The sequence below is a fragment of the Sphingobium sp. RS1 genome, from assembly GCF_056156825.1.
Genome location: NZ_JBLZXE010000002.1, coordinates 889,832 through 910,846, shown reverse-complemented (window position 1 = coordinate 910,846; position 21,015 = coordinate 889,832). Strand labels below are relative to the sequence as shown.

The 21,015-nt window shown below is 58.4% G+C and carries 24 protein-coding genes; 13 read left to right on the top strand and 11 right to left on the bottom strand.

Annotated features, from left to right (window positions below; translation table 11 throughout):
- Positions 1 to 706 precede the first annotated feature (706 nt).
- The 7 genes from ACNHGR_RS06020 to ACNHGR_RS05990 all read right to left on the bottom strand — a co-directional run bounded on the left by ACNHGR_RS06020 (position 707) and on the right by ACNHGR_RS05990 (position 4,534).
- Positions 707 to 1,258: an opacity protein gene (locus ACNHGR_RS06020; protein ID WP_475284680.1), complete on the bottom strand. Its 552-nt coding sequence runs from the start codon at positions 1,256 to 1,258 to the stop codon at positions 707 to 709.
- A 392-nt stretch (positions 1,259 to 1,650) separates the two neighbouring features.
- Positions 1,651 to 2,109: a hypothetical protein gene (locus tag ACNHGR_RS06015; RefSeq protein WP_475284679.1), complete on the bottom strand. Its 459-nt coding sequence runs from the start codon at positions 2,107 to 2,109 to the stop codon at positions 1,651 to 1,653.
- Positions 2,110 to 2,558: 449 nt separating this feature from the next.
- The gene (locus tag ACNHGR_RS06010) at positions 2,559 to 2,852 is read right to left on the bottom strand and encodes a DUF3253 domain-containing protein (protein ID WP_475284677.1); all 294 of its coding nucleotides are present in this window, start codon (positions 2,850 to 2,852) and stop codon (positions 2,559 to 2,561) included.
- A complete protein-coding gene (locus tag ACNHGR_RS06005; protein WP_475284675.1) occupies positions 2,849 to 3,043 on the bottom strand; it encodes a DUF2256 domain-containing protein in 195 nt (64 codons plus the stop codon). The genes ACNHGR_RS06010 and ACNHGR_RS06005 overlap by 4 nt, the downstream gene beginning before the upstream one ends.
- A 7-nt stretch (positions 3,044 to 3,050) precedes the next feature.
- Entirely contained in the window at positions 3,051 to 3,311 is a 261-nt protein-coding gene (locus tag ACNHGR_RS06000; protein ID WP_475284673.1) for a hypothetical protein, read from the bottom strand.
- Positions 3,312 to 3,394: 83 nt separating this feature from the next.
- The gene (locus ACNHGR_RS05995; protein ID WP_475284672.1) at positions 3,395 to 3,601 is read right to left on the bottom strand and encodes a hypothetical protein; all 207 of its coding nucleotides are present in this window, start codon (positions 3,599 to 3,601) and stop codon (positions 3,395 to 3,397) included.
- 162 nt (positions 3,602 to 3,763) lie between these two features.
- Entirely contained in the window at positions 3,764 to 4,534 is a 771-nt protein-coding gene (locus ACNHGR_RS05990) for an N-formylglutamate amidohydrolase (protein ID WP_475284670.1), read from the bottom strand.
- 15 nt (positions 4,535 to 4,549) lie between these two features.
- Between ACNHGR_RS05990 and ACNHGR_RS05985 the strand changes: the two genes are divergently transcribed.
- The 3 genes from ACNHGR_RS05985 to ACNHGR_RS05975 are packed head-to-tail and all read left to right on the top strand — an operon-like array spanning position 4,550 to position 8,326.
- Entirely contained in the window at positions 4,550 to 5,500 is a 951-nt protein-coding gene (locus tag ACNHGR_RS05985; RefSeq protein WP_475284668.1) for a transglutaminase family protein, read from the top strand.
- The gene (locus ACNHGR_RS05980) at positions 5,494 to 6,309 is read left to right on the top strand and encodes a transglutaminase-like domain-containing protein (RefSeq protein WP_475284666.1); all 816 of its coding nucleotides are present in this window, start codon (positions 5,494 to 5,496) and stop codon (positions 6,307 to 6,309) included. Before ACNHGR_RS05985 ends, ACNHGR_RS05980 begins: the two co-directional genes overlap by 7 nt.
- Entirely contained in the window at positions 6,287 to 8,326 is a 2,040-nt protein-coding gene (locus ACNHGR_RS05975; protein WP_475284664.1) for a M3 family metallopeptidase, read from the top strand. Before ACNHGR_RS05980 ends, ACNHGR_RS05975 begins: the two co-directional genes overlap by 23 nt.
- A gap of 235 nt (positions 8,327 to 8,561) precedes the next feature.
- Here ACNHGR_RS05975 and ACNHGR_RS05970 read toward each other — a convergent pair whose 3' ends face one another.
- From ACNHGR_RS05970 to ACNHGR_RS05960, 3 genes are all read right to left on the bottom strand, one after another.
- A complete protein-coding gene (locus ACNHGR_RS05970; protein WP_475284663.1) occupies positions 8,562 to 8,744 on the bottom strand; it encodes a hypothetical protein in 183 nt (60 codons plus the stop codon).
- Positions 8,745 to 8,860: 116 nt separating this feature from the next.
- Positions 8,861 to 9,400 carry an ankyrin repeat domain-containing protein gene (locus ACNHGR_RS05965; protein ID WP_475284661.1) on the bottom strand — a complete coding sequence of 180 codons (540 nt, stop codon included), beginning with the start codon at positions 9,398 to 9,400 and terminating at the stop codon, positions 8,861 to 8,863.
- A 2-nt stretch (positions 9,401 to 9,402) separates the two neighbouring features.
- Positions 9,403 to 11,598, bottom strand: a complete 2,196-nt coding sequence (locus ACNHGR_RS05960) for a catalase (RefSeq protein ID WP_475284660.1) — start codon at positions 11,596 to 11,598, stop codon at positions 9,403 to 9,405.
- A gap of 200 nt (positions 11,599 to 11,798) precedes the next feature.
- Between ACNHGR_RS05960 and ACNHGR_RS05955 the strand changes: the two genes are divergently transcribed.
- From ACNHGR_RS05955 to ACNHGR_RS05910, 10 genes are all read left to right on the top strand, one after another.
- Positions 11,799 to 12,545 (top strand): Crp/Fnr family transcriptional regulator, encoded by a 747-nt coding sequence (locus tag ACNHGR_RS05955; RefSeq protein ID WP_475284658.1) that lies wholly within the window; start codon positions 11,799 to 11,801, stop codon positions 12,543 to 12,545.
- On the top strand, positions 12,542 to 12,802 hold the full coding sequence (locus tag ACNHGR_RS05950; protein ID WP_475284656.1) for a hypothetical protein: 261 nt from the start codon (positions 12,542 to 12,544) through the stop codon (positions 12,800 to 12,802). Before ACNHGR_RS05955 ends, ACNHGR_RS05950 begins: the two co-directional genes overlap by 4 nt.
- Positions 12,803 to 13,084: 282 nt before the next feature.
- Positions 13,085 to 14,191 carry a glycosyltransferase family 4 protein gene (locus tag ACNHGR_RS05945; protein WP_475284654.1) on the top strand — a complete coding sequence of 369 codons (1,107 nt, stop codon included), beginning with the start codon at positions 13,085 to 13,087 and terminating at the stop codon, positions 14,189 to 14,191.
- Positions 14,188 to 15,108 (top strand): glycosyltransferase, encoded by a 921-nt coding sequence (locus ACNHGR_RS05940; RefSeq protein ID WP_475284652.1) that lies wholly within the window; start codon positions 14,188 to 14,190, stop codon positions 15,106 to 15,108. Before ACNHGR_RS05945 ends, ACNHGR_RS05940 begins: the two co-directional genes overlap by 4 nt.
- On the top strand, positions 15,105 to 16,154 hold the full coding sequence (locus tag ACNHGR_RS05935) for a glycosyltransferase (protein WP_475284650.1): 1,050 nt from the start codon (positions 15,105 to 15,107) through the stop codon (positions 16,152 to 16,154). Before ACNHGR_RS05940 ends, ACNHGR_RS05935 begins: the two co-directional genes overlap by 4 nt.
- The gene (locus ACNHGR_RS05930) at positions 16,151 to 17,260 is read left to right on the top strand and encodes an acyl-CoA dehydrogenase family protein (RefSeq protein WP_475284648.1); all 1,110 of its coding nucleotides are present in this window, start codon (positions 16,151 to 16,153) and stop codon (positions 17,258 to 17,260) included. Before ACNHGR_RS05935 ends, ACNHGR_RS05930 begins: the two co-directional genes overlap by 4 nt.
- The gene (locus ACNHGR_RS05925; RefSeq protein ID WP_475284647.1) at positions 17,257 to 17,919 is read left to right on the top strand and encodes a PIG-L deacetylase family protein; all 663 of its coding nucleotides are present in this window, start codon (positions 17,257 to 17,259) and stop codon (positions 17,917 to 17,919) included. The genes ACNHGR_RS05930 and ACNHGR_RS05925 overlap by 4 nt, the downstream gene beginning before the upstream one ends.
- The gene (locus ACNHGR_RS05920) at positions 17,916 to 18,497 is read left to right on the top strand and encodes an SAM-dependent methyltransferase (RefSeq protein ID WP_475284645.1); all 582 of its coding nucleotides are present in this window, start codon (positions 17,916 to 17,918) and stop codon (positions 18,495 to 18,497) included. Before ACNHGR_RS05925 ends, ACNHGR_RS05920 begins: the two co-directional genes overlap by 4 nt.
- Positions 18,497 to 19,342, top strand: a complete 846-nt coding sequence (locus tag ACNHGR_RS05915; protein ID WP_475284643.1) for a glycosyltransferase family 2 protein — start codon at positions 18,497 to 18,499, stop codon at positions 19,340 to 19,342. The genes ACNHGR_RS05920 and ACNHGR_RS05915 overlap by 1 nt, the downstream gene beginning before the upstream one ends.
- Before the next feature lie 525 nt (positions 19,343 to 19,867).
- Positions 19,868 to 20,275 carry a BLUF domain-containing protein gene (locus ACNHGR_RS05910; protein ID WP_475284641.1) on the top strand — a complete coding sequence of 136 codons (408 nt, stop codon included), beginning with the start codon at positions 19,868 to 19,870 and terminating at the stop codon, positions 20,273 to 20,275.
- A gap of 298 nt (positions 20,276 to 20,573) precedes the next feature.
- On the opposite strand, the gene ACNHGR_RS05905 is transcribed toward ACNHGR_RS05910, so the two are convergent.
- Positions 20,574 to 21,008, bottom strand: a complete 435-nt coding sequence (locus tag ACNHGR_RS05905; protein ID WP_475284639.1) for a response regulator — start codon at positions 21,006 to 21,008, stop codon at positions 20,574 to 20,576.
- Between the last annotated feature and the right edge of the window lie 7 nt (positions 21,009 to 21,015).

Sequence of the window (21,015 nt, the reverse complement as noted above, 5' to 3'; positions counted from 1 at the left end):
CAGGAGGCGTCGATTGAACGCGGGCGAGGCTGTTGCGGCCGTCGTCGTCAGGTTCACCAACTGAATAAGCCGCTAGCATGGCCTAATGCCACCACGATTAAGCTGCCTGCGCCTTTGGTGTGATGCCATTGGCGGGGCCGATAAGAACCTGGCGACCATATCGTTTGACCGTCGCAATCGGTCACCTTCAGCGAGAATTATTTATCGTTTGGGTAAGACATGGCCCTTGCGGCGAGGGCCGTCGGTGTCGCTGCTTTGGAAATATTTTGGCAAAGATGCTGCGTTGCCGGAAAGAGGTCGCCGTTAGCCTGCAAAACCGTTCGTTTCAAACGGGGAGGGGAAGAGCTGCTACGCGCGAACGCCGCCGCTACCTGATTGGGCAGATTGTCCTAATATTTTTCGGTGACGCCTAATCAGGAGATAAAATGCGCCTGAGCGCTAGCCGCTGCAGCGCGACTGCGGCGCCCATGAGTGGGAAGCGACGCTGGGTAGGGCATGGAAAGGGGTATCCGGAGCGATCGGCGAAATGGGTAAGCCGATGATAGAGCGCAAGTCAGCGACCAATCGTGCCCGATGGAAGCGATGACAAGTCTGCGTGTTCTCCATCTCAAAACTCGCGGCAGACAGGAGCGCAGGTGCCGATAGCTACGATGAGCCCCGCCAGCGTAAGAACGTTGACGGGGTCCATTCTGGTCAGATTGTAAACTTAGAAGTGGAAGATCACGCCAGCCATGGGACGGAAGCTGTCGAGGTCATAAGTATCAACCTGAACGCGCAGACGCACGCCGCTATTCCCGGTGACGCCGCCCAGGCCGATTTCCTTCGGGCCGACTTCTACGCCCGCGCCGTACATCCAGTCCTTGCGGTCAGGCCAGCCGCCTTTGCCGTTGACCCACTGATAGCCAGCCGATGCGTAGATCAGACCGCTTTCTCCAGCACGGGCACCAAAGCGCCCCTTGACCCCATATTCCCAGTCGATGTCACTGAAGCCTTTGGTTGCGTTGCCTTCAACGCCGACAAAAACTGGACCCAGCGGGACATTCACGCCGGCAATACCGCTGATCAAAGCGCCGTTCATGATGGTTTCGCCGGGGATAGCACCGAATTCAGAGCGTCGGTCAAAGGTGTGGTAACCGCCAAGCACACCTACATATGGCTCGACGCCAAACGCGTCGGTGCCGTCAGGGGCAGTCTCCTGCGCGGAAGCAATGACAGGAAAAGCCGCCAGGACGACGGCAGCGGCGAGCAACTTCTTCATGCGAACCCCTATTTGTTTCGATTAGGTGGGGCGTTGAACCGGTAAAACCGCAGCAAGTTTCACAGATAAGTCGTTAATCTAAAATAGTTGCATATATGCAACGGAGCTCGTGTTGGGCCCATGGCCACGGGTTTTGTCCGTTTGGGGCAAGCGACAGGTCTCTCGCAGGCTTTTTTTCCGGCGTCCGGCTCCGCCGTAGGTGGGCCTCTGACACCAAGGCGATGCGTGTGAGGCATCGAAGCCCATCAGGGTGCACAATCGGGCGACACTAATGCTTGGCACCTTGACGGTCTTCTTCACTCCGCGAAAGGAAACAATTCAGATTAGCGAACGCATCATCGCGGGTGAACGCGGTTTCCAGCCGCACCTCCGGACGCTCAGCGGACTTGGGCTCAACCGCCGTAGGGCACGTGGATTTGAGTGATCGTTTCGACCGCCGATGCCGCCGTGCCCACTGGTCGAATGGAATGCGCGCGAATGAAGCTCCCAGGATCGACATCGTGCTCCAGCAAGACACCGCACTTCTCTCCATCCGCCCAGATGACCGAGGCGCAAATTTCGAAATTTTCAACAACGATCGTTACAGGCGTTCCGGGCGGAGGAAAATCGAATCCTTCCAATTGGGCACCGTAGATCGACATGTTCTTGATAGTAGCGAACTCGTAAAGTCCAGACCAATTGACTGTACATGGAATGTTAGAGAACTGGCGCGTGGCGTGACGACGTTCGCAAGCTTGGGCGAGAGCATTAAGCATCATATAGTCCTGTCGTCCCCATTGTAAGACATGCCGGCAGGCAGAAAGTTCCGGAGGTAATTTGGGAGCTTGAATGGACTGGACCGCCCACGCCATGGCGCTTGCTACTTTCTTCGCCGATGCGGACGCTATTAATGCCCAATGGCTTCCTGTGCACGGTCCTGAGTCAGCGCCGGAAGCCTTGGAACAGATAGCTGGCCCTCGGCCGCGCCTGGAACGATGCAACCAGGCGCCCGCTTATCGAGGATTATCGCATTGCCAATATAGGCCATGGTACGCCACTCTCCACAATTGGGAAAGATGTTACGGTGCGACCATGCCGCATATGCTCGAGATGGGTGTTTCATCGACACGATGGATCGCTGCTTCAGTTCACAAAAGCATCTAAAAATGTTTAAAACGCGCCGACATCACTGGTAGCGCGATTAGGTCAGTTGGAAGCGAAGCCTTCTGAACCTTCACGTTCAGTCGCGCCGGGAAGGTAAAGGTCGAACAAATCATTCATGATGCATTTCGCGCTGCAGGGCTCATACGGCGATAGAGGTTCAGTTCACGGGTTGCGCTCGCCTGATGCGATAAGGACCACAGCGAGACGCCATCATTTTTCCCTTCCAACTTAGCTCAACCGATCCATCGTCCACCAACTGATCGATCGCAGCATGGACGAGCGGCATCGCCAAACGCCACGAAGAACCGCTTTGACCAGCGCCCACTTTACCGGCAATCGCCCTTGCGACTTCGCTTGGACACACTGTCGCCTTGTCTGTGCGTTGGTCAAGTAACTGCAAAATGGCGCCGCACGCACTCTTTATTGACCCGAGGCTGCTGCTATGAGTCATGATGTTAAATCCGGTTCGATCCCGGATTTAGGGTGTTTATCTCCAGGCTTGCCCAAACCACCTCGTCTGCGGCAGCGGTCCGAACAAAATCTTACCTGCTCCCAATCCCTCTCCCACTTCTTGCGCCAGGCAAATGGACGCCCACAACCAATGCAGATTTTCGACGGGAGCTTCAGCTTGTGGTGGGTCATGACAGGGTTAAAGGCCGATCTCTTCGAGTGCAGAGGAGAGTTCGGGATCGATGGCTTGGTTGGATTTGGGCGTTAAACGGTTTAGCGCGGTGCACAATCGCTGCTGCGCAACTTGCAACGTCTTATGCCGGATCTCGCGGGTTGCATTGGTTCGCCACGATCGGCTCTCGCCAAGCAGCGCTGCCCATTTCGCTTCTTCTGCTGCCAGGATCGACAGTGCCAGCCGGAGACCGTCCCGACGGCCATTCGCATAATCCTTTTCCATCATTATCACTCGAAATTTCGCGCTCGACGCAACGATAGGGGGGTAATCTCTACAAATAGCTCGACGCAGCGCTGCTGATCGAGACCTCAGTACGATGTCTCATTTTCCTTCGAGGTGAGGCTTTGTACCGCTTGCACGACCCCATATCCGATCACAGCCATCAAGCCGACCTTTGCCGCAGCGCCGATAACGTGAGGCGTAAAATAGCCAATTAGTGCCCCCTTCGCACCGCTGTCGCCGTCGCGCTGGTCCAGCTTGGACCCTATAACCGCACCTATGATATCGGTAATCATGCCAAATCCCCTTGATGATATAGTGGAGCGCGCAACATTGCTCGAGGTTCCACCTGTCTATTTCCCTCCAATTCAACAGTTGGTTTTGATACCCTAGCGGTTGGAACTCTATCTTCCGGCGGACAACCATCTTGCGCTTGAACCACGTGCTTCGCCTTGTGGCTAAGATCGCCATGCGAATGCCGCCGCCTCCTGGATTCGTTCAGCCCATTGGACCTGTCCACTTTGATCGTCGATGAGATCCTGTCGGATCTCAATTTCTGCGTAGAGCAGATCGCGCGGAAAGGCGTGGAACGCTATGGTAAAGTCGGTAGCGTCCATTCGATACGGCTCATTGTCTCCCACGCATATCGCTTTTTCATCCTGCAACCGCGCGAGGAACGCTCTGGCGAAATTCGTGTGCCCAAGCCAATGAAGAACGCCGACATCCCACGGTCGGTCAAGGCCGTTCAACATAGGTGTGAAGCTATGTAGCGAAAGCAGGATGGTATCGGCGCCGGCCGCTTGTCTGGCGTCGAGCATGGCCGATATGGCTGCATGATAGGGAGTGTGTATCGACGCTATTCTGGTTTCCCTGGACACGTCGTCCAGTGCGCTATTGCCGGGGACAGATGTGCCATCGGAGTGAAGGGCAATGGCTTCAGGATGCGCAGGATCACGATTGCAGTCGATTACGAGGCGCGAATAGGTTTGATGGATGAATGGTGCGTCGAGCAGACTTGCCAATTCTCTGCCAAACTCCCGCACGCCGATGTCGACCGCGATATGCCGCGCCTGGTCCGCGATGCTCAGGCCCAGGTCACCCAAGTGCTCGGGAATAGCTGATCCGGCATGGTCTCCGATCAGCAGGAACGGCGAGCATCCTCCCGCGTTATCGATAATGAACGGCGCCGGATCGTCCGGGCCCAATAATGTTGCCGTCCTTCGGGCCATAGGGATATTCCTTTCATGCCGTTGCTGACGATCCATCACGTCACGACCTATCGCTACCAGCAGCCGGTATCGCTGGGCGAGCATCGCATCATGATGCGCCCACGCGAAGCTTTCGATCAGCGTTTGCTCTCCGCCCGGCTCGACATCGATCCTGAACCAAGTGAACTACGCTGGGTGCATGATGTTTTTGGAAACTCCGTCGCCTTCGCCTTGTTCAAAAAAAGAGCATCGCGTCTGGTCGTAAACAGCGAAGTGACGCTGGAACATGCACCACTGGCGCAGCAGGAGGTCGATGTCGAACCCTATGCCCGCCTGTTTCCTTTCACATACTCGTCGGAGGACATGCCCGACCTGCTACGGTCGATCGAACGGCATCATCTGGATCCTGAACGGGTGGTCGACAATTGGGCGCGCGGCTTTGTCCGAAATGACGGCAATACCGGCACGGTCGACCTGCTGACCCGAATTGCAACCGGCATCCAGCGCGACTTCACCTATGTTCCCCGGCATGAAAAGGGCACCCAGTCGCCGATCGAGACGCTGCGCAAACGGCAGGGCACTTGCCGAGACTTCGCGGTATTGATGATTGAGACCGTGCGGGCGCTGGGCTTCGCCGCGCGCTTCGTATCGGGCTATGTTTATAATCCGACGCGGCACGAGGGCGTGGTCGGCGGCGGCAATACACATGCCTGGGTACGTATCTTTCTGCCTGGATCGGGCTGGGTGGAGTTCGATCCGACCAACGGCATCGTTGGCAATCGCGGCCTCATTCGCGTCGCAATCGCGCGCGATCCCTACCAGGCGCTGCCGCTGTCGGGCACTTGGTTCGGCCTGCCCGCCAGCTTCGTGGGCATGGACTTATCGGTCGACGTTCATCGCGCCGATCCCACGCTCTTCCCCACCACAGGCCATGGCGCCATTAACAGCCGCATCGCCGGCGCTCCAGGAAAGACCCCGACATGCTGATCCGCTGCGGCTATGATATCGAATTTTCCACCGAAACGCGGATGGCGATGATGGCTCTGCTCAGCCTCCACCCCTCGCGACATCAGGATCTGCGCACGCCGCAGCGGCTGATCGCCAGCCCCGACATCCCGCTCTATCATTTCGAAGACGGATTCGGTAATGTTGCCACCCGGCTGACTATCCCGCCCGGCAATGTCACCCTGTCGTGCCACTTCGTAATCGAAGATAGCGGCGAGACGGACCGGCGCGCGCCCGACGGCCCGCAAATGCCGGTAGAGGACTTGCCCGATGCGGTCATGCCCTTCCTACTCGGCAGCCGCTATTGCGAAACCGACCGGCTAATGGACGTCGCCTGGGCCAATTTTGGCCATCTGGCCTCCGCGCGAGACAGGGTCGATGCAATCGTCGACTTCGTCCACAATCATATCGAATTCGGCTATCATCATGCCCGGCCGGACAAGACCGCCTGGAATGGCTATCAGGAACGGCAAGGGGTGTGTCGCGACTTTGCCCATCTCGCGATCACGCTGTGCCGCTGCATGAACATCCCGGCGCGCTATTGCACCGGATATTTGGGCGATATCGGCGTGCCGCCGGTGGATGCACCGATGGATTTCAGCGCTTGGTTCGATGTCTATATCGACGGCGACTGGTACACTCACGACGCCCGCCACAACCGACCTCGGATCGGCCGCATCCTGATGGCGCGGGGGCGGGACGCCACCGATGTTGCCTTGACCACCGCCTTCGGCCGGGCAAATCTTGTGCGATTTCAGGTCCATACCGATGAGGTTTCCTCCCTTGACTGATCCGATCGTCGACCCGCTGCTGCAACCTTGGACCGGTCCGCTCGGCGCCCCGCCCTTCGCGCAGGTGCGGGAGGTGGATTTCGTGCCGGCGCTGACGACCGCGATTGAATGGCATGCGGGTGAGATCGCCGCGATCGCCGGGCAGGATGCACCGGCGACCTTCGACAATACGATTGCCGCGTTGGAACGGTCGGGCGAGGCGCTGGCGCGGGTACGGCGGCTGTTCTGGACCCTATCCTCGGCGCAGGGCACGCCGGGCATCCGCGCGATCGAAGCGGAGATATCGGCCCGGCTGAGCGCCCATTCGGTCGCGATCAGTCACAATGCGACGCTGGCTGCGCGCATCTTCGCGGTTCATTCCACCCGGCATCAGAGCGGCCTCACCGCGGAGCAAATCCGGCTGGTGGAAAGCAGCTATGCCGGCTTCCTGCGTGGCGGTGCGGCGCTTGTCCCCGCCGACAAGGAGCGCTTTGCCACGATCGATGCGCGCCTGTCAGCTCTATCCGTGCAATTCGGGCAGAATGTACTGGCGGCGACAGCGGCCTGGGTGCTCGATCTGGCAGCGGAGGATCTAACGGGACTCCCGCCCGCCATGTGTGAGGCGGCCGCCGGGCGCGCAGCGGCCAAGGGGCAGTCGGGCCGCTATCATTTCGCGCTCGACCGCTCCGATTTTGAGGGCTTTTTGACGTTCTCGCAGCGGCGCGACCTGCGGGAAAAGTTGTGGCGCGCCTTCACCGACCGCTGCGACGGCGGGGCGCACAACAATTGGCCGATCATCGCCGAAACGCTGGCGCTGCGGCGGGAAAGGGCAGTGCTGCTCGGCTATGCCGACCATGCCCATTATGCGCTGGAAGACAGCATGGCGCATGATCCCGCTGCGGCGACCGACCTAATGCGCCAGCTCTGGGAACCGGGCAAGCGGCGCGCGACGGAGGAAGCGGCGGAGCTTCAGGCGCTGATCGATGCGGAAGGCGGCGACTTTGCCCTCGCGCCCTGGGACTGGCGCTTCTACGCGGAGCAGGTGCGGCGCGCCCGTTATGCGCTGGACGGCGCGGCGGTGGCGGCGCATCTGCGACTGGACGCGGTCCGGCAGGCTGCGTTCGATACCGCCGCGCGCCTATATGGTCTCAGCTTCATCCGGCGGGCCGACATTGCCGGCTATCACCCCGATGTCTGGGCCTGGGAAGTTACGGACAAGAATGGCGGGGAGGTAGGCCTGCTGTTCACCGACTATCTGGCGCGGCGGGAGAAGCATGGCGGCGCCTGGATGGGCAGCCTGCGTGTGCAGGAGGCGATGGACGGCGACGTTCGTCCGGTCGTCTATCTTGTTGCCAATTTTGCCGCCGCGTCGCCGCCTGATAGCGGCGCGACTCGCCTGTCGATCGATGAGGCGCGCACCCTATTTCATGAATTCGGCCACGCGCTACACGGCCTGCTTTCGCGCGTCACTTATCCCAGCCAGTCGGGTACGGCGGTCGCACGCGATTTTGTGGAATTTCCCAGCAAGTTCATGGAAAACTGGATCGTCAGCCGGGAAGTGCTGGCAGGCCTCGGTGTGCCCGACGATCTGATCGTCGCGATCCGTAACGCGGAGGCCTATGGCCAGGGTTTTGCCACGGTCGAACTGATCGGCTGCTCGCTGGTCGACCTTGCTGTCCATCAGCAACCGGCTGGGGAGGCGGACCCACGCGCCTTTGTCACGGCAGAACTTGATCGGCTGGGGATGCCGGCTGAAATCGGGCTTCGCCACCGCTTTCCCTATTTCACCCATATTTTCGACGGCGGCTATTCCGCTGCATACTACAGCTACGCATGGTCGGAGGCGCTCGACGCCGATGCGTTCGAGGCCTTTGTCGAGACGGGCGACATTTTCGACCCGCAGCTCGCTGCGCGTTTCTGCGACGAAGTACTGTCGGTTGGCGATAGCCGCGATCCCATGGCGTCGTTCCGCGCCTTCTTGGGCCGTGCACCCGACGCGCAGGCCCTGATGCGGGCGCGTCATTTATCAGAAGCGTAAAGTCTATGTTTCCACACAAGACGATTATGCGTAAGCGAGAGAAACCTTGATATAGCAAGAGCAGATTATAGCCTGCGATATCATCCGGATCCGAAGTTTGCAGGGCAGTAAACTTTACTTAAGCTGCATTCGCCCTGTCGAACGGGGATCAGGCCGTAAGGTGGGGTGGGCATTTAAACGATAGGAACAGAAACGCCGCCCGGTTCCGGGCGGCGCTGTAAGCACTAGAATTGCTCTATTCCTTGGCACCAGTGCCAGGCTCCGTGGTCTTGGGTGCTTTGCCGTCTTCGATGCGACCTTCGTTGCGAAGATCGCGACCTTCCTGCGCTTTCTTCTTGGATTCAGGCGAATCGCCATGCTCGTTCAGCTCTTCTTTCACAAAACCGGCGGCCTCTTTTGCCTTGCCTTCGATGCTCATGATGATCTCCTTTTCGTAGAGTATTTGTAAAACGCTCGTACGGACCGCGCGTTCCATTTCCGTTGTCACCCGCAGCCGACAATAATAAGCATTTGCGATGCTAATGAAACTGATCGTCAGAGTCCGGCAAATGTCGATTTCGCGGTCAAACGGGGAACAATTTTTACTTGACCTTGTGCAAGTGCTAAGGCCGCGGCATCATTACCGTTGTGGTCCCGCTGTTCGGGATTTGCTCCTGCGTCAAGAAGGATATCGATGACAGCATCGCGGCCGAACAACGCCGAAAACATCAAAGCCGTTTGACCGGCCCGGTTGCTATGGTTTGGATCTGCACCGGCACCGATCAGGGACTTCGCGATCTCTCCATAGCCTTTGAAGGCGACGCCCATCAGCGCGGAATTTCCTTCTTTCGCAACACCGTCGGGCGCTGCGCCGAGTGAAAGGAGAAGATCGGTAGTGGCTTTGTGACCATGATAGCTTGCGAGTATCAGCGCGCTATGCCCGCTCTCATCTACTGCCTCTATGTCGGCTCCAGCCTGCAGAAGAGCAACTATCATATCGTCGCGACCGAGCCGGGCGGCTTCGAATAGCAACGATTGAATCCGCGCTGGAGAAGGCAGCGGCGGAGCTGCGACGTTCGAGATGTCTGAAGTCATTCTCATAAGTCGCTCCCCTTCAGGAATGACGTGGCATCGAGATCGACCGTCAACTCGCGATCCCAGAAACGCACCTTACCGCACAGTTCGAGGAACGCTTTGGCGTCAGCGGGGCTGGCGATGGTCACGACTCCTTCGTCGCGATCTTCTCCAGCGACGCCGGCGGCATCGAACAGGGGTAACGCTTCGGCGTTGCAAGCGATGAACTTGGCGTGGCCAAAAGCATCATTCACGAAATCCTTGGCCGTCTTGTCTTTCGCAAACAGAGCGGCACCTTCCGGCGATACAAGAATGGCAACCGCGTCATAAAGGACTGACGGTCCACCATCGATCTTCTGCTTGGCTTCCAGAACTGTGCCGTCATCGAGGACGGCGCCAGCGATCTTCGGCGCGATGATCTCATAGGTAGCTGGCAGTTTTTCCACGGCATTGACCAGGGCGCTGACGAGCTTGGCTGGGGCACCATCGCTCACCAGGATCCCGAGTTTTCGTCCTTGAAAGCTATTAGGTCCTGCCTTGATGATGCTGAGAGCATCGGAGGGTGGCAAATCCGATCGCGGTGAAACCGATGCTGGGAATGCTTCGGGAAGTTCCGTCAGTCCAAGGCCACCTCCAACCACGGTAGCGAGCGTCTCGTCGATATTGCGCAGATGGGCGACGATCCGCTCGCGTATATCGGTACGCTCCACCTTGGACAGTTCGAAGACGAGTGCATCGCCGATATGCTTCTGTTCGATCGCTGTCTGGCTGATAAAGAACTGCCGGGCCTGACTATAGTGATCTGCGAAGGAGGGCGAGCGAAGCTGAGCCGTGCGGCCGCCTTCCTCTGCAGCGAAATGGCGATAGCCGGTCTGCGAGGCTTCCCGCGGGTTATCTGGTGAGGCAGCCCAGCTATTGGGCTCATAGTTCACTCGGCCTTTGGGATTGCGCATCGCCATGTGACCGTCCTGCTGGAAATTGCTGACAGGCACTCGAGGCGCGTTAACGGGAATGTGAGTGAAGTTCGGACTGCCAAGGCGCTTGAGCTGGGTATCCAGATAGGAGAAGTTTCTGCCGTGAAGCAGAGGATCGTTGGTGAAGCCGATGCCTGGCACCACGTTCTGGGTGCAGTAGGCGACCTGTTCCGTCTCGGCAAAGAAATTGTCGACAACCTGGTCGAGCACGAAACTCCCGATCACCCGCACCGGCACCTGCTCTTCAGGTATCAGCTTTGTGGCATCGAGGATGTCGAATTCGAACTTATCTGCAAAGGCGTCGTCGAAAATCTGAACGCCCAGATCCCATTCCGGCGGCGTTCCCATGGTGATGGCATCCCACAGATCGCGCCGGTGGAAATCCGGATCGGCGCCATTGATCTTGACCGCCTCGTTCCACATCACCGACTGAAGGCCTAGCTTCGGTTTGAAGTGGAATTTGACATAGGTTCCGTTTCCCTCCTCATCGATCAGTCGGAAGGTATGGACACCAAATCCTTCCATAAAGCGGAACGAGCGCGGGATAGTCCGATCGGACATGATCCACATCACCATATGCATGGATTCAGGGGTGAGGCTGATGAAGTCCCAGAAATTGTCGTGCGCGGTTTGCGCCTGCGGGAAACCTCGGTCCGGCTCCTGCTTGGCCGCATGGATCAAATCCGGAAACTTGATGGCGTCCTGAATGAAAAACACCGGAATGTTGTTTCCAACGATGTCCCAATTGCCTTCCTTGGTATAGAATTTGGCGGCGAAGCCGCGCACGTCGCGCGCGAGATCGGCTGATCCCTTGTTGCCAGCGACGGTCGAAAAGCGGACGAACATCGGCGTCTGCTCACCCACCTCCGTCAATATCTTGGCCACCGTGTATTCCGCCAGACTTTCGGTCAATGTGAACGTACCGCGGACGCCAAAACCACGTGCATGAACGACGCGCTCGGGAATGCGCTCGTGATCGAAATGGAAGATCTTCTCGCGCAGAATGAAGTCCTCGAGCAGGGTCGGACCACGCTCCCCGATTTTGAGACTGTTCTGATCATCTGAGATCGGCACGCCTTGTTGCGTAGTGAGGACAACTTCCTTTGCGACCTGGTGGAGTTCGCCACCTGCACCCACTTGAGTCTCGAACTCATCGCGTTGAATGGTTTGCTCTGTCTGGCGTGTCGCAGGAGGGCGCTTGCCGGCAGCACGCGTCTTGGCACCGTTCGAGGGGGTTCTGGCCATCGCAAGGGTTCCTGTTTTCCGTTGTGGGTGGAGCATGAAGTGCATGCCCGACCGACCAACCACCTGATGGCGATCGCGTTGCCTGGTACCGTCACGGATTAACAAACATCATAACGAAAGATGGGAGGTTTGGGATCGCATGCGAGGCTCTTCGGTTTAGCATGATGCAATCATTCACGAAGAGGATTTGCTGCTTACCTATGTTCCTGGATCGTTTTCTAGCCAACCGTCGTGGCGTCGATCTCACAAGTGAGGAGAGATTGTTGCTTGAAAGCGCGATCAGCGAAATCCGCTCGGTGGAACCCCGCCGCACGATTATAGAGGCCCGCGAACCGGTGTCTGTCAGCACCTATCTACTCGAAGGCATCTTGTCGCGATATATCGACGATAATAAAGGTCTTCGACAGTTGGTGGCCGTGCATGTGCCCGGCGAGTTTGTGGATCTACACGCCTATCCAATGCGCGAACTGGATCACTCTATCGGCACCTTGACCGCCGCGACCGTTGCTATCGTTCCGCACGAGGCCCTTAAAGACATTCTCGATCCGCGACCTGAGCTTGCCCGAAAGCTTTGGTTCTCGACCCTGATCGATGCGGCTATGCATCGCGCCTGGCTTTTTCGTGTGGGCCGGCTCGACGCGGTAGGCCGGGTCGCCCACTTCCTGTGCGAGATCAATGCACGTTTGGAAGCCGTTGCCCTTTCCGACGGTCGCCGCTTCGTGCTGTCGCTCACTCAAAGCGACATTGCCGAGATTTGCGGGCTAACGACTGTGCACACCAATAGAGCCTTTCGCCAACTACGCGAAGCAGGTCTCTGCAACATGCGCGCGTCGTTGGTCGAAATAGAGGATATCTCCGCTTTGATGCGGCGTGGGGATTTTAATCCCCATTATCTTTATCTGGGTGAAAACCCGCTAGCCGACAACAACGATGGAGAGCTGAGATGAAGGATAATCGATCTATTGAGCCGTTTGCTGACGCAGGCGTTGCAGCAGTGGAAGATGGTCATGTCGTGCTGGATGGTCCGGATGGCATTGCGATCACTCTGACGCCAGAAGCGGCGGTGGCAACCGGGCGCAGCCTCCTCGAAGCGGGAGAAGCGGCGCTGGGGAAGGGGAAGGGGAAGGGGAAGGGGAAGGGGAAGGGGAAGGGGAAGGGGAAGGGGAAGGGGAAGGGGAAGGGCGCTGAAGGCGGCAAGCCGTAGACCGACAGCTGCTTCTTACCGCGAGAAACGCTGAGTTCTTTTAAATACACATTTTATCGAGCGCGGTTCGGCCAAGGACATCTGCGCCAATCCAGGTCACCTCGGGAGTTAGAACGGTCGTACGGCTCCCATCAGCAGGATCAGGCGACGAGGAGGGGCGGACTATGATTTTTATCAATATGATTTCTGGCCAGTGATCTGGCGCCCATTGGAAATATTATACGTCAGCAACGTTTAGAAATAGACGGATGGCACTTCCTGCACATCGTGTCGGGAGGCAAAATGCGCATCGCGATCATTGCTCATTTGAAATATCCTATATCCGAGCCGTTCGCTGGCGGCCTCGAAATGCATACGCATATCCTCGCGCGCTCTCTGCGCGAGCGCGGGCATGAGGTGACGCTATTTGCTTCGACACGGTCGGACCCTTCACTGGGCGTCGAAGCCATCTGTCCCGAAACTTCGCTTCTCGAGACCGGGATAGCCGAAGCCAATGACGTCGCCTTCTTCCGTGAACACCATGCCTATTTAGGGCTGATGACCGAACTGCGCTCACGTGCGTTCGACGTGATCCACAATAATTCGCTGCATTATCTTCCTGTTAGCATGGCCGAAACGCTTAGTACGCCGGTCGTAACAACACTGCACACTCCGCCATTCTGTTGGTTGGAAAGCGGCATTCGGCTCAACCGGGGACCTATGACCTACGTTGCCGTATCCCAAGCGACTGCTGCCATGTGGAGTCACGTGGCGCGAACGGATCATGTCATTTCCAACGGCATCGATCTGACGCATTTCCCTTACCAGCCAATCGCAAGCGAAACGCCCTATCTAGTCTGGTATGGCCGGATCGTGCCGGAAAAGGGATTGGATCTAGCAATCGATGCTGCCCGCCTGGCGGGTTTACCGCTGAGGATCGCAGGTCCCGTATCGAACCAGAGCTATTTCCATCAGTCCATCGCGCCACGTCTGGGGGCAGATGTCGAACATGTGGGGCATCTCTCTCATCACGACCTTGCCCGTCTCGTGGGAGGGGCAATGGCCGCCCTCTGCACACCTCGATGGGAGGAACCGTACGGCCTGGTTGTGGCTGAAGCCCTCTCCTGTGGCACGCCCGTCGCTGCCTTCCGTCGCGGCGGCGTACCTGCGCTTCTCGCCAACGATTGCGGCGTTCTGGCGGAGCCCGACGATGTAGCGTCACTGGCGACGGCAGCGCTTGCCGCGTCAATGCTGAGCCGCGGAGCCTGCCGAGCGCATGCGGAGCGATACTGCGACGCCCAACGGATGGTCGATCAATATGAGACCGTTTATCGCGAACTTGCTGCCGCGCATGAAAGGCATAGCGTCGGACCGGTGATCGCTGCGCCACGTGTTGCGAGCGTCGCATGACCCTTGCCGCGTGCGTTTGCATACCCGCCCGCAATGAGGCGGAGCATATCGGTCGCCTTATCGAAGCATTGGCACAGCAGACTACTCAAAGTTTCTCTGTAGCGCTCTGCATCAACAACAGCAGCGACGCGACACGCGCAGTGGCGGTGAGAGCGATGCTGGAAACCCGTGCATGCTTCCATCTCCAGATCGTCGAGCATGAGTTTGAACCTGATCTTGCCCATGCCGGATCCGCTCGTCGCGCTGCGATGAGCCTGGGGGCGGATATGCTTCCCTCTGACGGTATTCTGATTTCCACTGATGCGGATTGCCGTCCACCGCAAGATTGGGTGGCTGCCAATCTTCAACATTGCGCAGCGGATCATATTATTGGTGGTCGCATTGCATTGGACGAAATGGAGGCCGGAAGCGCGCCGGAGATTTTTTCGCTACGCGGTCGCTTCGATGCTTACTGGGCGGCGGTCCGCGCGATAGAGGATGCGATAGACCCGGTCGAGTGGGACGCGCCGCCGAGGCATGGCGACCATACCGGCGCAAGCCTTGCATTGTCCGTCGATCTTTACCGCCGCGCCGGGGGTGTGCCGCTTATCCCCACCGGCGAGGACCGCGCCCTAGTCGAAGCAGCCATCGTGGCAGGTGGCAGGCTTGTCCATCCCAATGCCGTATGGACCAGAGTGTCTTGCCGGACAGCCGGGCGTGCTGAAGCAGGCATGGCAGCCGACATGCAACGATGGGTCGATTGCGTGTCTCGCGGAAATGTACCGGCCGTTCCTGCCCTCAGGCACTGGCAGGCGCGCGCAAAATGGCGCCGCGATGCAAGACGAAAATTGGGGTCGGCAGCGCTCTGGCATGCCGAACGCTCTCTTCCCGCCATGCCATGTGACATGCCGCTGCCCCAAGCCGTGGCATCCTTATGACCCGCCCGATCGGATACTATGTGCATCATCATGGCGACGGCCATCGTCGGCGCGCCATCGCTATCGGTTCTATCTTGGAGAATGTCACGCTCGTCGGAACTGGCCTTACAGGTAAGTCCGACCATTTACCCGTTCTTGATCTTCCCGACGACCGCCTCGGCAAGGAATTTACTGGCATGGACCACGCGGATCGTCCATCGTCACTACATTATGCTCCACTGGATCATGAAGGTATACGCCAGCGAACCGCATTGATCGCGGGCTGGATAGCGCATGCTCAACCGCGTCTGATGGTGGTCGATGTGTCGGCGGAAGTGGCGATGTTGGCCCGGCTAGCTTCGGTGCCCACCGTCTATGTTCGCTTGAGTGGTAGCCGGCTCGACACCGCGCATCTTGACGCCTTTCGTGGCGCGACTGCCCTCATGGCTCCTTTTCATGAAGCGCTGGACGATGAAGACATTCCGCCGTGGGTACGCGAAAAGACATTTTATGCGCCGGGGATCGTTCGATCGCTGTCCACGGCGATAAAGGAAAGCGACAGCGTTATCCTTGTCGTTCTTGGCCGCGGCGGCGGCATATCCAACGGTGAAAGGTGGGCAGATGCCGCTCGATCGACGCCGGAGCGGCAATGGCGGATCCTGGGTCCTTGCACTGTCCCTTTGGATGTCCCGGACAATCTCGACCTGCAAGGCTGGGTGGATAATGCTGAAACCCATATCGGCGGGGCAGATGTCGTTATTGGGGGCGCCGGGGACGGTGTCGTCAGCGCCGTTCTAACGGCCCGCCGCCCCTTCATCTGCCTACCCGAGCCCCGACCTTTTGCTGAGCAACTGTCCAAAGCCAAAAGGCTTGCGGTAACAGGCGGAGCGATCGTGCGTTATGGTTGGCCAGAGACAGGGGAGTGGCCAGCACTGGTCGCCCAGGCGATCGAACAGGCCAAATGCTGGCCAACCTGTCTGACTGGTAAGGGAGGACCGGAACGGGTCGCTGCCTGGCTGGATAGCCTTTCCGCTACAAACCGCGCAGATAGGAGTGGCTTCGCGTGATTCCGGATGTAGAGGAGCAAGTCGCCAGCCCCATCGATGTCGTCGATCGGCTTGCCACGCTTGGCGCACGTTATGACGCCGCACCCAATTTCCCTGCCGACAGCATGACCTTCCTGATCGAAAGCGGGCATCATCGGCGCTTCGCGCCGCAAGCGTGCGGAGGGGACGCGTTCGTTGATGAGGTCGCCCGTAACTGCGCGATGGCAGCTGCCTTGCGGCAAGTCGGACGCGGCGATCTTAGTATTGGCCGCCTTTATGAAGGCCATGTCAACGCGATGTCGCTGTTCGAGTGGTACGGAACGGCGGAGCAGCTTAGCTGGCTGGCTCAGGTGCTCGACCAGCGCGCCTGGTTTGGAGTTTGGGCTACGGAAGCGGCCCCGGGCGTCCAACTGACGCAGGGTGCGAACCTCTCGCTAATGGGCGAAAAGATGTTCGCAAGCGGTGCCGGCGGCCTTGACTACGCGCTCGTAACGGCCGCCAGCGAGAACCATGCCCGCAGGTTGGTCATCGTGCGCGCCAATGAGAGTACACGCGCCGACCTTTCCGGGTGGCGCGTGCGCGGTATGAGGGCGAGCGTGAGCGGGCGCTATTCATTGGAAGGCATGGCCGTCGAACCGCTGATGCTCTTGGGCGAGCCAGGAGATTATGATCGCGATCCTCGCTTCACGGCAGGCGCCTGGCGCTTCTGCGCGGCGCAGCTTGGCGGAATAGAGGCGCTTGTCTGCGAGATTCACCGCTCGATGCGCGATAGTGCGCGTGAGGATCCGGTCCAGCGGGCGCGTTTTGCGGACGCAGTCGTCGCCATGCGAACCGCTGGCTTCTGGGTAGCTGAGGCTGCGCGATGCTTTGCATTGGATCATCAGGATTCCGTCGCGATGGCTCGCCTGGCACGCGGAGTCGTCGAAAATGCGGGGTTCTTGGTCATGGAAGCGGCTGCGCGGATACTTGGAACACAAAGCGCTTTCGATGGGCAGCGCGTAGACAAGGTCATTAGAGACCTCTCTTTGTACCTGCGGCAGGCAGGTCCCGATCATGCGCGCGATGAAGCCGCAAGGACGCTTCTCGATCACGATATATGGACTAAGGGCGAGCGGCTTTGGGCATGAGCGAGCCCTTGGCCCGCAGCCGCTGGTCGCAGGCGCGCTGGCTCATACTAGCGCCTCACCCCGATGACGAAACGCTGGGCGCGGGCGCGCTGATAGTGGATTGTTCCGTTCGTGATAGGCTGGGCGGGATCATATTCCTGACCGATGGAACGGGATCCCATCCTGATGGGACGCCGCGCGTTGCCATGACTCGGCGGAGGGAAGCGCGCCACGCAATCGGCAGGATGGGCGCCGCGGCGATTCCGAAGATCTGGATGGGCTGGCGCGATGGCCACCCCCATCCTGTCGACAGCAGCGCATTCACGCGAGGCGCCGACCGGCTAGCAGCCTTTATTCGCTGGCACCGTATCGATGCCCTAGCCGTGTCTGACCTTAGCGAAGCGCATTGCGACCATGTTGCGGCCTATCATCTGGCTGAAGCCGCTTTGCAAAGAGCCAAACGGCCTGTCGCCTTGTTCGCCTATCATGTCTGGAGCGACGCGCCGCTTTGCGTCCGTCGGATTGTCACGCCCGCCATGCTTCCAGGGCGGCGCCTGCATGCGCTCCGGGCTCACCGTAGCCAGATGTCACCCGTGCTGGGACCTGGCTTTCGGCTTCCGCGCGAGAAGTTTCGCATGGCAACACGAGACATACTGACATTAAGGAGTGATCGCAGATGACCGGCCCGAGCCTGCAAGCTGCGTATTTCGACGGAATCTTCGCATCGGACGATGATCCATGGGATCTCGTGTCGAGCGAATATGAGGCCGCCAAGTTCGCGCACACCCATGACGTGCTCGCAGATCGTCGATATCCCCGTGCACTGGAGGTCGGATGCGCCCATGGCGTTTTGACGCGCCATCTCGCGACCCTCTGCGACAGCTTGCTGGCGATAGATATCAGCGCCGAGGCGTTGGCCAAAGCCCGAGACCGGGTTGGCGATCGTCCCGGCATAATGCTTGCCCGTATGGCGTTTCCGAAGGAGGCACCGGATACTGGGCCGTTCGACCTCGTGATACTTTCCGAGGTGGCCTATTATTGGGATCTGGTCGATCTCGCCCGTGCGAGCGAGTGGATGTGCGACAATGTGGGGCTTGGTGGCCGCGTCATCCTCGTCCATTACACAGGCGAGACCGACTATCCCCATAGCGGCGATGACGCGGTCGAGGTCCTGTGGTCAAAGTTGTGGTCAGATTTCGAAGTTGAGCGGGCGGAGCGCTGTGAAACTTATCGGCTCGATCTGTGGAAGCGTCGCTGATGAGCGTTTCTGTCCTCACCATCGTTCGCAATCGCAGCGCGCATCTGGCGCAGCTTGTGGAAGGGCTTAGGCGCAGCGAACGCAAGCCCGATGAACTCATCGTCGTTGACATGAGTGATGAACCAGTCGAAGTGAGGCCAACCGGTTTTCCTGTCCGCATTGATCGGTTCGAAACAGATGGGCTGCCACTCGCCGCCGCCCGCAATCGTGCAGCATCCCTAGCGAAACATGACATGCTGATGTTTCTCGACGTTGATTGCATTCCGATGCGCGGTTGCGTTGGTCTTCTATCTGACACGCTTACGAACCATGACGCCATCCTATGTGCCGATGTCCGCTATCTTGGACCGCATTCCGCCCGGGAATGCTGGGATGAAGCAGAATTATTAGCTGACGGTCGTTCCCATCCCGTACGCTCTTTTCCTGACCATGGAGTTAGAGAGGAGGTAAATCCGGGGCTGTTCTGGTCGCTCGCCTTCGCGCTTCGCCGATCGACTTTCGAAGCGTTGGGCGGGTTCGACGCGGGATTTACAGGATATGGAGCCGAAGACACCGATTTCGGGTTTCGGGCCGCTGAGGCCGGATTGAGACTGCTATTCGTCGGTCAGGCGATCGCGTGTCATCAATATCATGAGAGCTATGATCCGCCCGTACAGCATGTCGTCGACATCGTGCGTAATGCGATCCGGTTCCGCGCCCGGTGGCAGCGGTGGCCGATGGAGGGCTGGCTTGAGGCGCTTGCACGCATCGGCTTGGTCGCTTGGCACGGCGATAGGTTGGAGCTGGTCCGGTTGCCGACGCCTGCGGAAATGGCAGCGGCCAAAGTCGAACCGACAGGTTGGTAGAGGTTTCACGAACTAGAGATTGAGAATGGCCTGTGACGCAAGAGCCTTTGAATGGGCAGAAGCAACAACGGCCAAATAGACGCCGGATTTGTTTTTGAACCTGGCGCCGACGCCGACTCTTGATGACGATGTAGCTTGCACGCCATGATCGATGTGGCACCGGTATCAGCGTGGGAGAGCCAGTTGACATAATCGACTATAATTCTCTGCGAACAAGGCAGTTGCATCGCTGAGGTGATGGGCGTTGCCCGATCGGATTGACAGCATCGATGAGCCGGTCGACCTTGGCACCGCGCGTTAGTCCGCCGAGCAGGAAAAATTATGAACGCGCGTTGGCGCCACGACGCCATAGCATCGGCAGTGGTGTTTGCATGCCATCCCCGCGATGGTCCCGCCCAGTAAAGATCGGCCAGGGCGGTATTTCTGCACGGATCGATAAGGCGGATGCAACATAGGTTAAACAGGTCGTTAACATTGTGTTTGACCTTCTGGTTTACTGCTTCCGTACATGCCCGGAGATCTACCATGAAGCGCCTTCTTTATATCAGCACGGCACGCTCGATTCTGAGCCAGACCGAACTGGATGACCTCTTAGAAAAATCACGAAAGGCTAATTTCGCTGCGGATGTGACCGGGTTGCTAGTGGTAGGGGGGCGCCGGTTTTTACAGCTTCTTGAAGGTTCTGAGGAATCTGTACTGGCAACCTATGACCGTATCAAGCGCGACCCGCGTCATTTCGCATTGGTCAAACTTCATGACAAAGACGTGGAAACGAGGTCGTTTGCTGCATGGGCGATGAGGTTTGAACAAGGCGGAAAAGCCTCGGCATCGGGATCACTGGAACAACAAATAGAAGCCATCGTCGCGCCGATCGCCGATCCGACATTGCGCGCATATTTCACGGGCTTCGCAAACACTCACGCATCTGTATGAGCCTATCGCCGCGCGCGCTGCCTCAAAATTCGTCAGCTTGCCCGTGGCCGACCCGATCGATCCAATAAACCGCTCTTTCCAGCTTCTTCGAAATCGGATCTTTACTGCTTGCAATTCGCCTGTCTCTTCTACCGAACGGCGTTGCGATGGTCCCACTGCTTTTCAGAATCTAAGTCAAACCTTGGCTGTTGGTCGACAGCGGCATATCCTTTTTTGAGCAGCGAAATGCCACCAGATGGGTCAACGATCAGAGTATCTTTTAGGTCAGTGTCGGCTGGCGAGGCTCGTGAGATTGCCTTCAGGCTGCCGCCCACCGGCGCTCCAGATGGGACGAAACCATTAAACTGGAGGGGCGGGGCACTGAGGGAGGGGGCTCAAAGACCCCATCCGCCAGATAATTCAGCGCGTTTACCACGCCGGCATGAGAGAATGGCTTGGCAATCACGCCATGGGCTCCGGAGAAGTCGTCGGGTATTTTCGAAACGTTGGCGGTTACGAAGACGATGAGACTGTCGGGCCATCGCCGCTGAATAACCTGGCATACATCCAGCCCGTTTGAGCCTTCTGCAAGATGAAGATCCACAAATGCTAGTTGAGGTTCCAGATCGCCAGGTAGCGCTTCGACCTCTTTAAGACATACCGCTTCCGCAAGGACATGGTGGCCACTATCTTCGATCATTGCCTCCAGATCCATGGCAAGGAGCATCTCATCCTCGACGATTAGGACGTTCAATGATTTC

Bases quoted from the DNA above. Each gene is read 5' to 3' on its own strand.
- ACNHGR_RS06020 (WP_475284680.1), bottom strand. From the start codon at position 1,258: ATGAAGAAGTTGCTCGCCGCTGCCGTCGTCCTGGCGGCTTTTCCTGTC.
- ACNHGR_RS06015 (WP_475284679.1), bottom strand. From the start codon at position 2,109: ATGGCGTGGGCGGTCCAGTCCATTCAAGCTCCCAAATTACCTCCGGAA.
- ACNHGR_RS06010 (WP_475284677.1), bottom strand. From the start codon at position 2,852: ATGACTCATAGCAGCAGCCTCGGGTCAATAAAGAGTGCGTGCGGCGCC.
- ACNHGR_RS06005 (WP_475284675.1), bottom strand. From the start codon at position 3,043: ATGACCCACCACAAGCTGAAGCTCCCGTCGAAAATCTGCATTGGTTGT.
- ACNHGR_RS06000 (WP_475284673.1), bottom strand. From the start codon at position 3,311: ATGATGGAAAAGGATTATGCGAATGGCCGTCGGGACGGTCTCCGGCTG.
- ACNHGR_RS05995 (WP_475284672.1), bottom strand. From the start codon at position 3,601: ATGATTACCGATATCATAGGTGCGGTTATAGGGTCCAAGCTGGACCAG.
- ACNHGR_RS05990 (WP_475284670.1), bottom strand. From the start codon at position 4,534: ATGGCCCGAAGGACGGCAACATTATTGGGCCCGGACGATCCGGCGCCG.
- ACNHGR_RS05985 (WP_475284668.1), top strand. From the start codon at position 4,550: ATGCCGTTGCTGACGATCCATCACGTCACGACCTATCGCTACCAGCAG.
- ACNHGR_RS05980 (WP_475284666.1), top strand. From the start codon at position 5,494: ATGCTGATCCGCTGCGGCTATGATATCGAATTTTCCACCGAAACGCGG.
- ACNHGR_RS05975 (WP_475284664.1), top strand. From the start codon at position 6,287: ATGAGGTTTCCTCCCTTGACTGATCCGATCGTCGACCCGCTGCTGCAA.
- ACNHGR_RS05970 (WP_475284663.1), bottom strand. From the start codon at position 8,744: ATGAGCATCGAAGGCAAGGCAAAAGAGGCCGCCGGTTTTGTGAAAGAA.
- ACNHGR_RS05965 (WP_475284661.1), bottom strand. From the start codon at position 9,400: ATGACTTCAGACATCTCGAACGTCGCAGCTCCGCCGCTGCCTTCTCCA.
- ACNHGR_RS05960 (WP_475284660.1), bottom strand. From the start codon at position 11,598: ATGGCCAGAACCCCCTCGAACGGTGCCAAGACGCGTGCTGCCGGCAAG.
- ACNHGR_RS05955 (WP_475284658.1), top strand. From the start codon at position 11,799: ATGTTCCTGGATCGTTTTCTAGCCAACCGTCGTGGCGTCGATCTCACA.
- ACNHGR_RS05950 (WP_475284656.1), top strand. From the start codon at position 12,542: ATGAAGGATAATCGATCTATTGAGCCGTTTGCTGACGCAGGCGTTGCA.
- ACNHGR_RS05945 (WP_475284654.1), top strand. From the start codon at position 13,085: ATGCGCATCGCGATCATTGCTCATTTGAAATATCCTATATCCGAGCCG.
- ACNHGR_RS05940 (WP_475284652.1), top strand. From the start codon at position 14,188: ATGACCCTTGCCGCGTGCGTTTGCATACCCGCCCGCAATGAGGCGGAG.
- ACNHGR_RS05935 (WP_475284650.1), top strand. From the start codon at position 15,105: ATGACCCGCCCGATCGGATACTATGTGCATCATCATGGCGACGGCCAT.
- ACNHGR_RS05925 (WP_475284647.1), top strand. From the start codon at position 17,257: ATGAGCGAGCCCTTGGCCCGCAGCCGCTGGTCGCAGGCGCGCTGGCTC.
- ACNHGR_RS05920 (WP_475284645.1), top strand. From the start codon at position 17,916: ATGACCGGCCCGAGCCTGCAAGCTGCGTATTTCGACGGAATCTTCGCA.
- ACNHGR_RS05915 (WP_475284643.1), top strand. From the start codon at position 18,497: ATGAGCGTTTCTGTCCTCACCATCGTTCGCAATCGCAGCGCGCATCTG.
- ACNHGR_RS05910 (WP_475284641.1), top strand. From the start codon at position 19,868: ATGAAGCGCCTTCTTTATATCAGCACGGCACGCTCGATTCTGAGCCAG.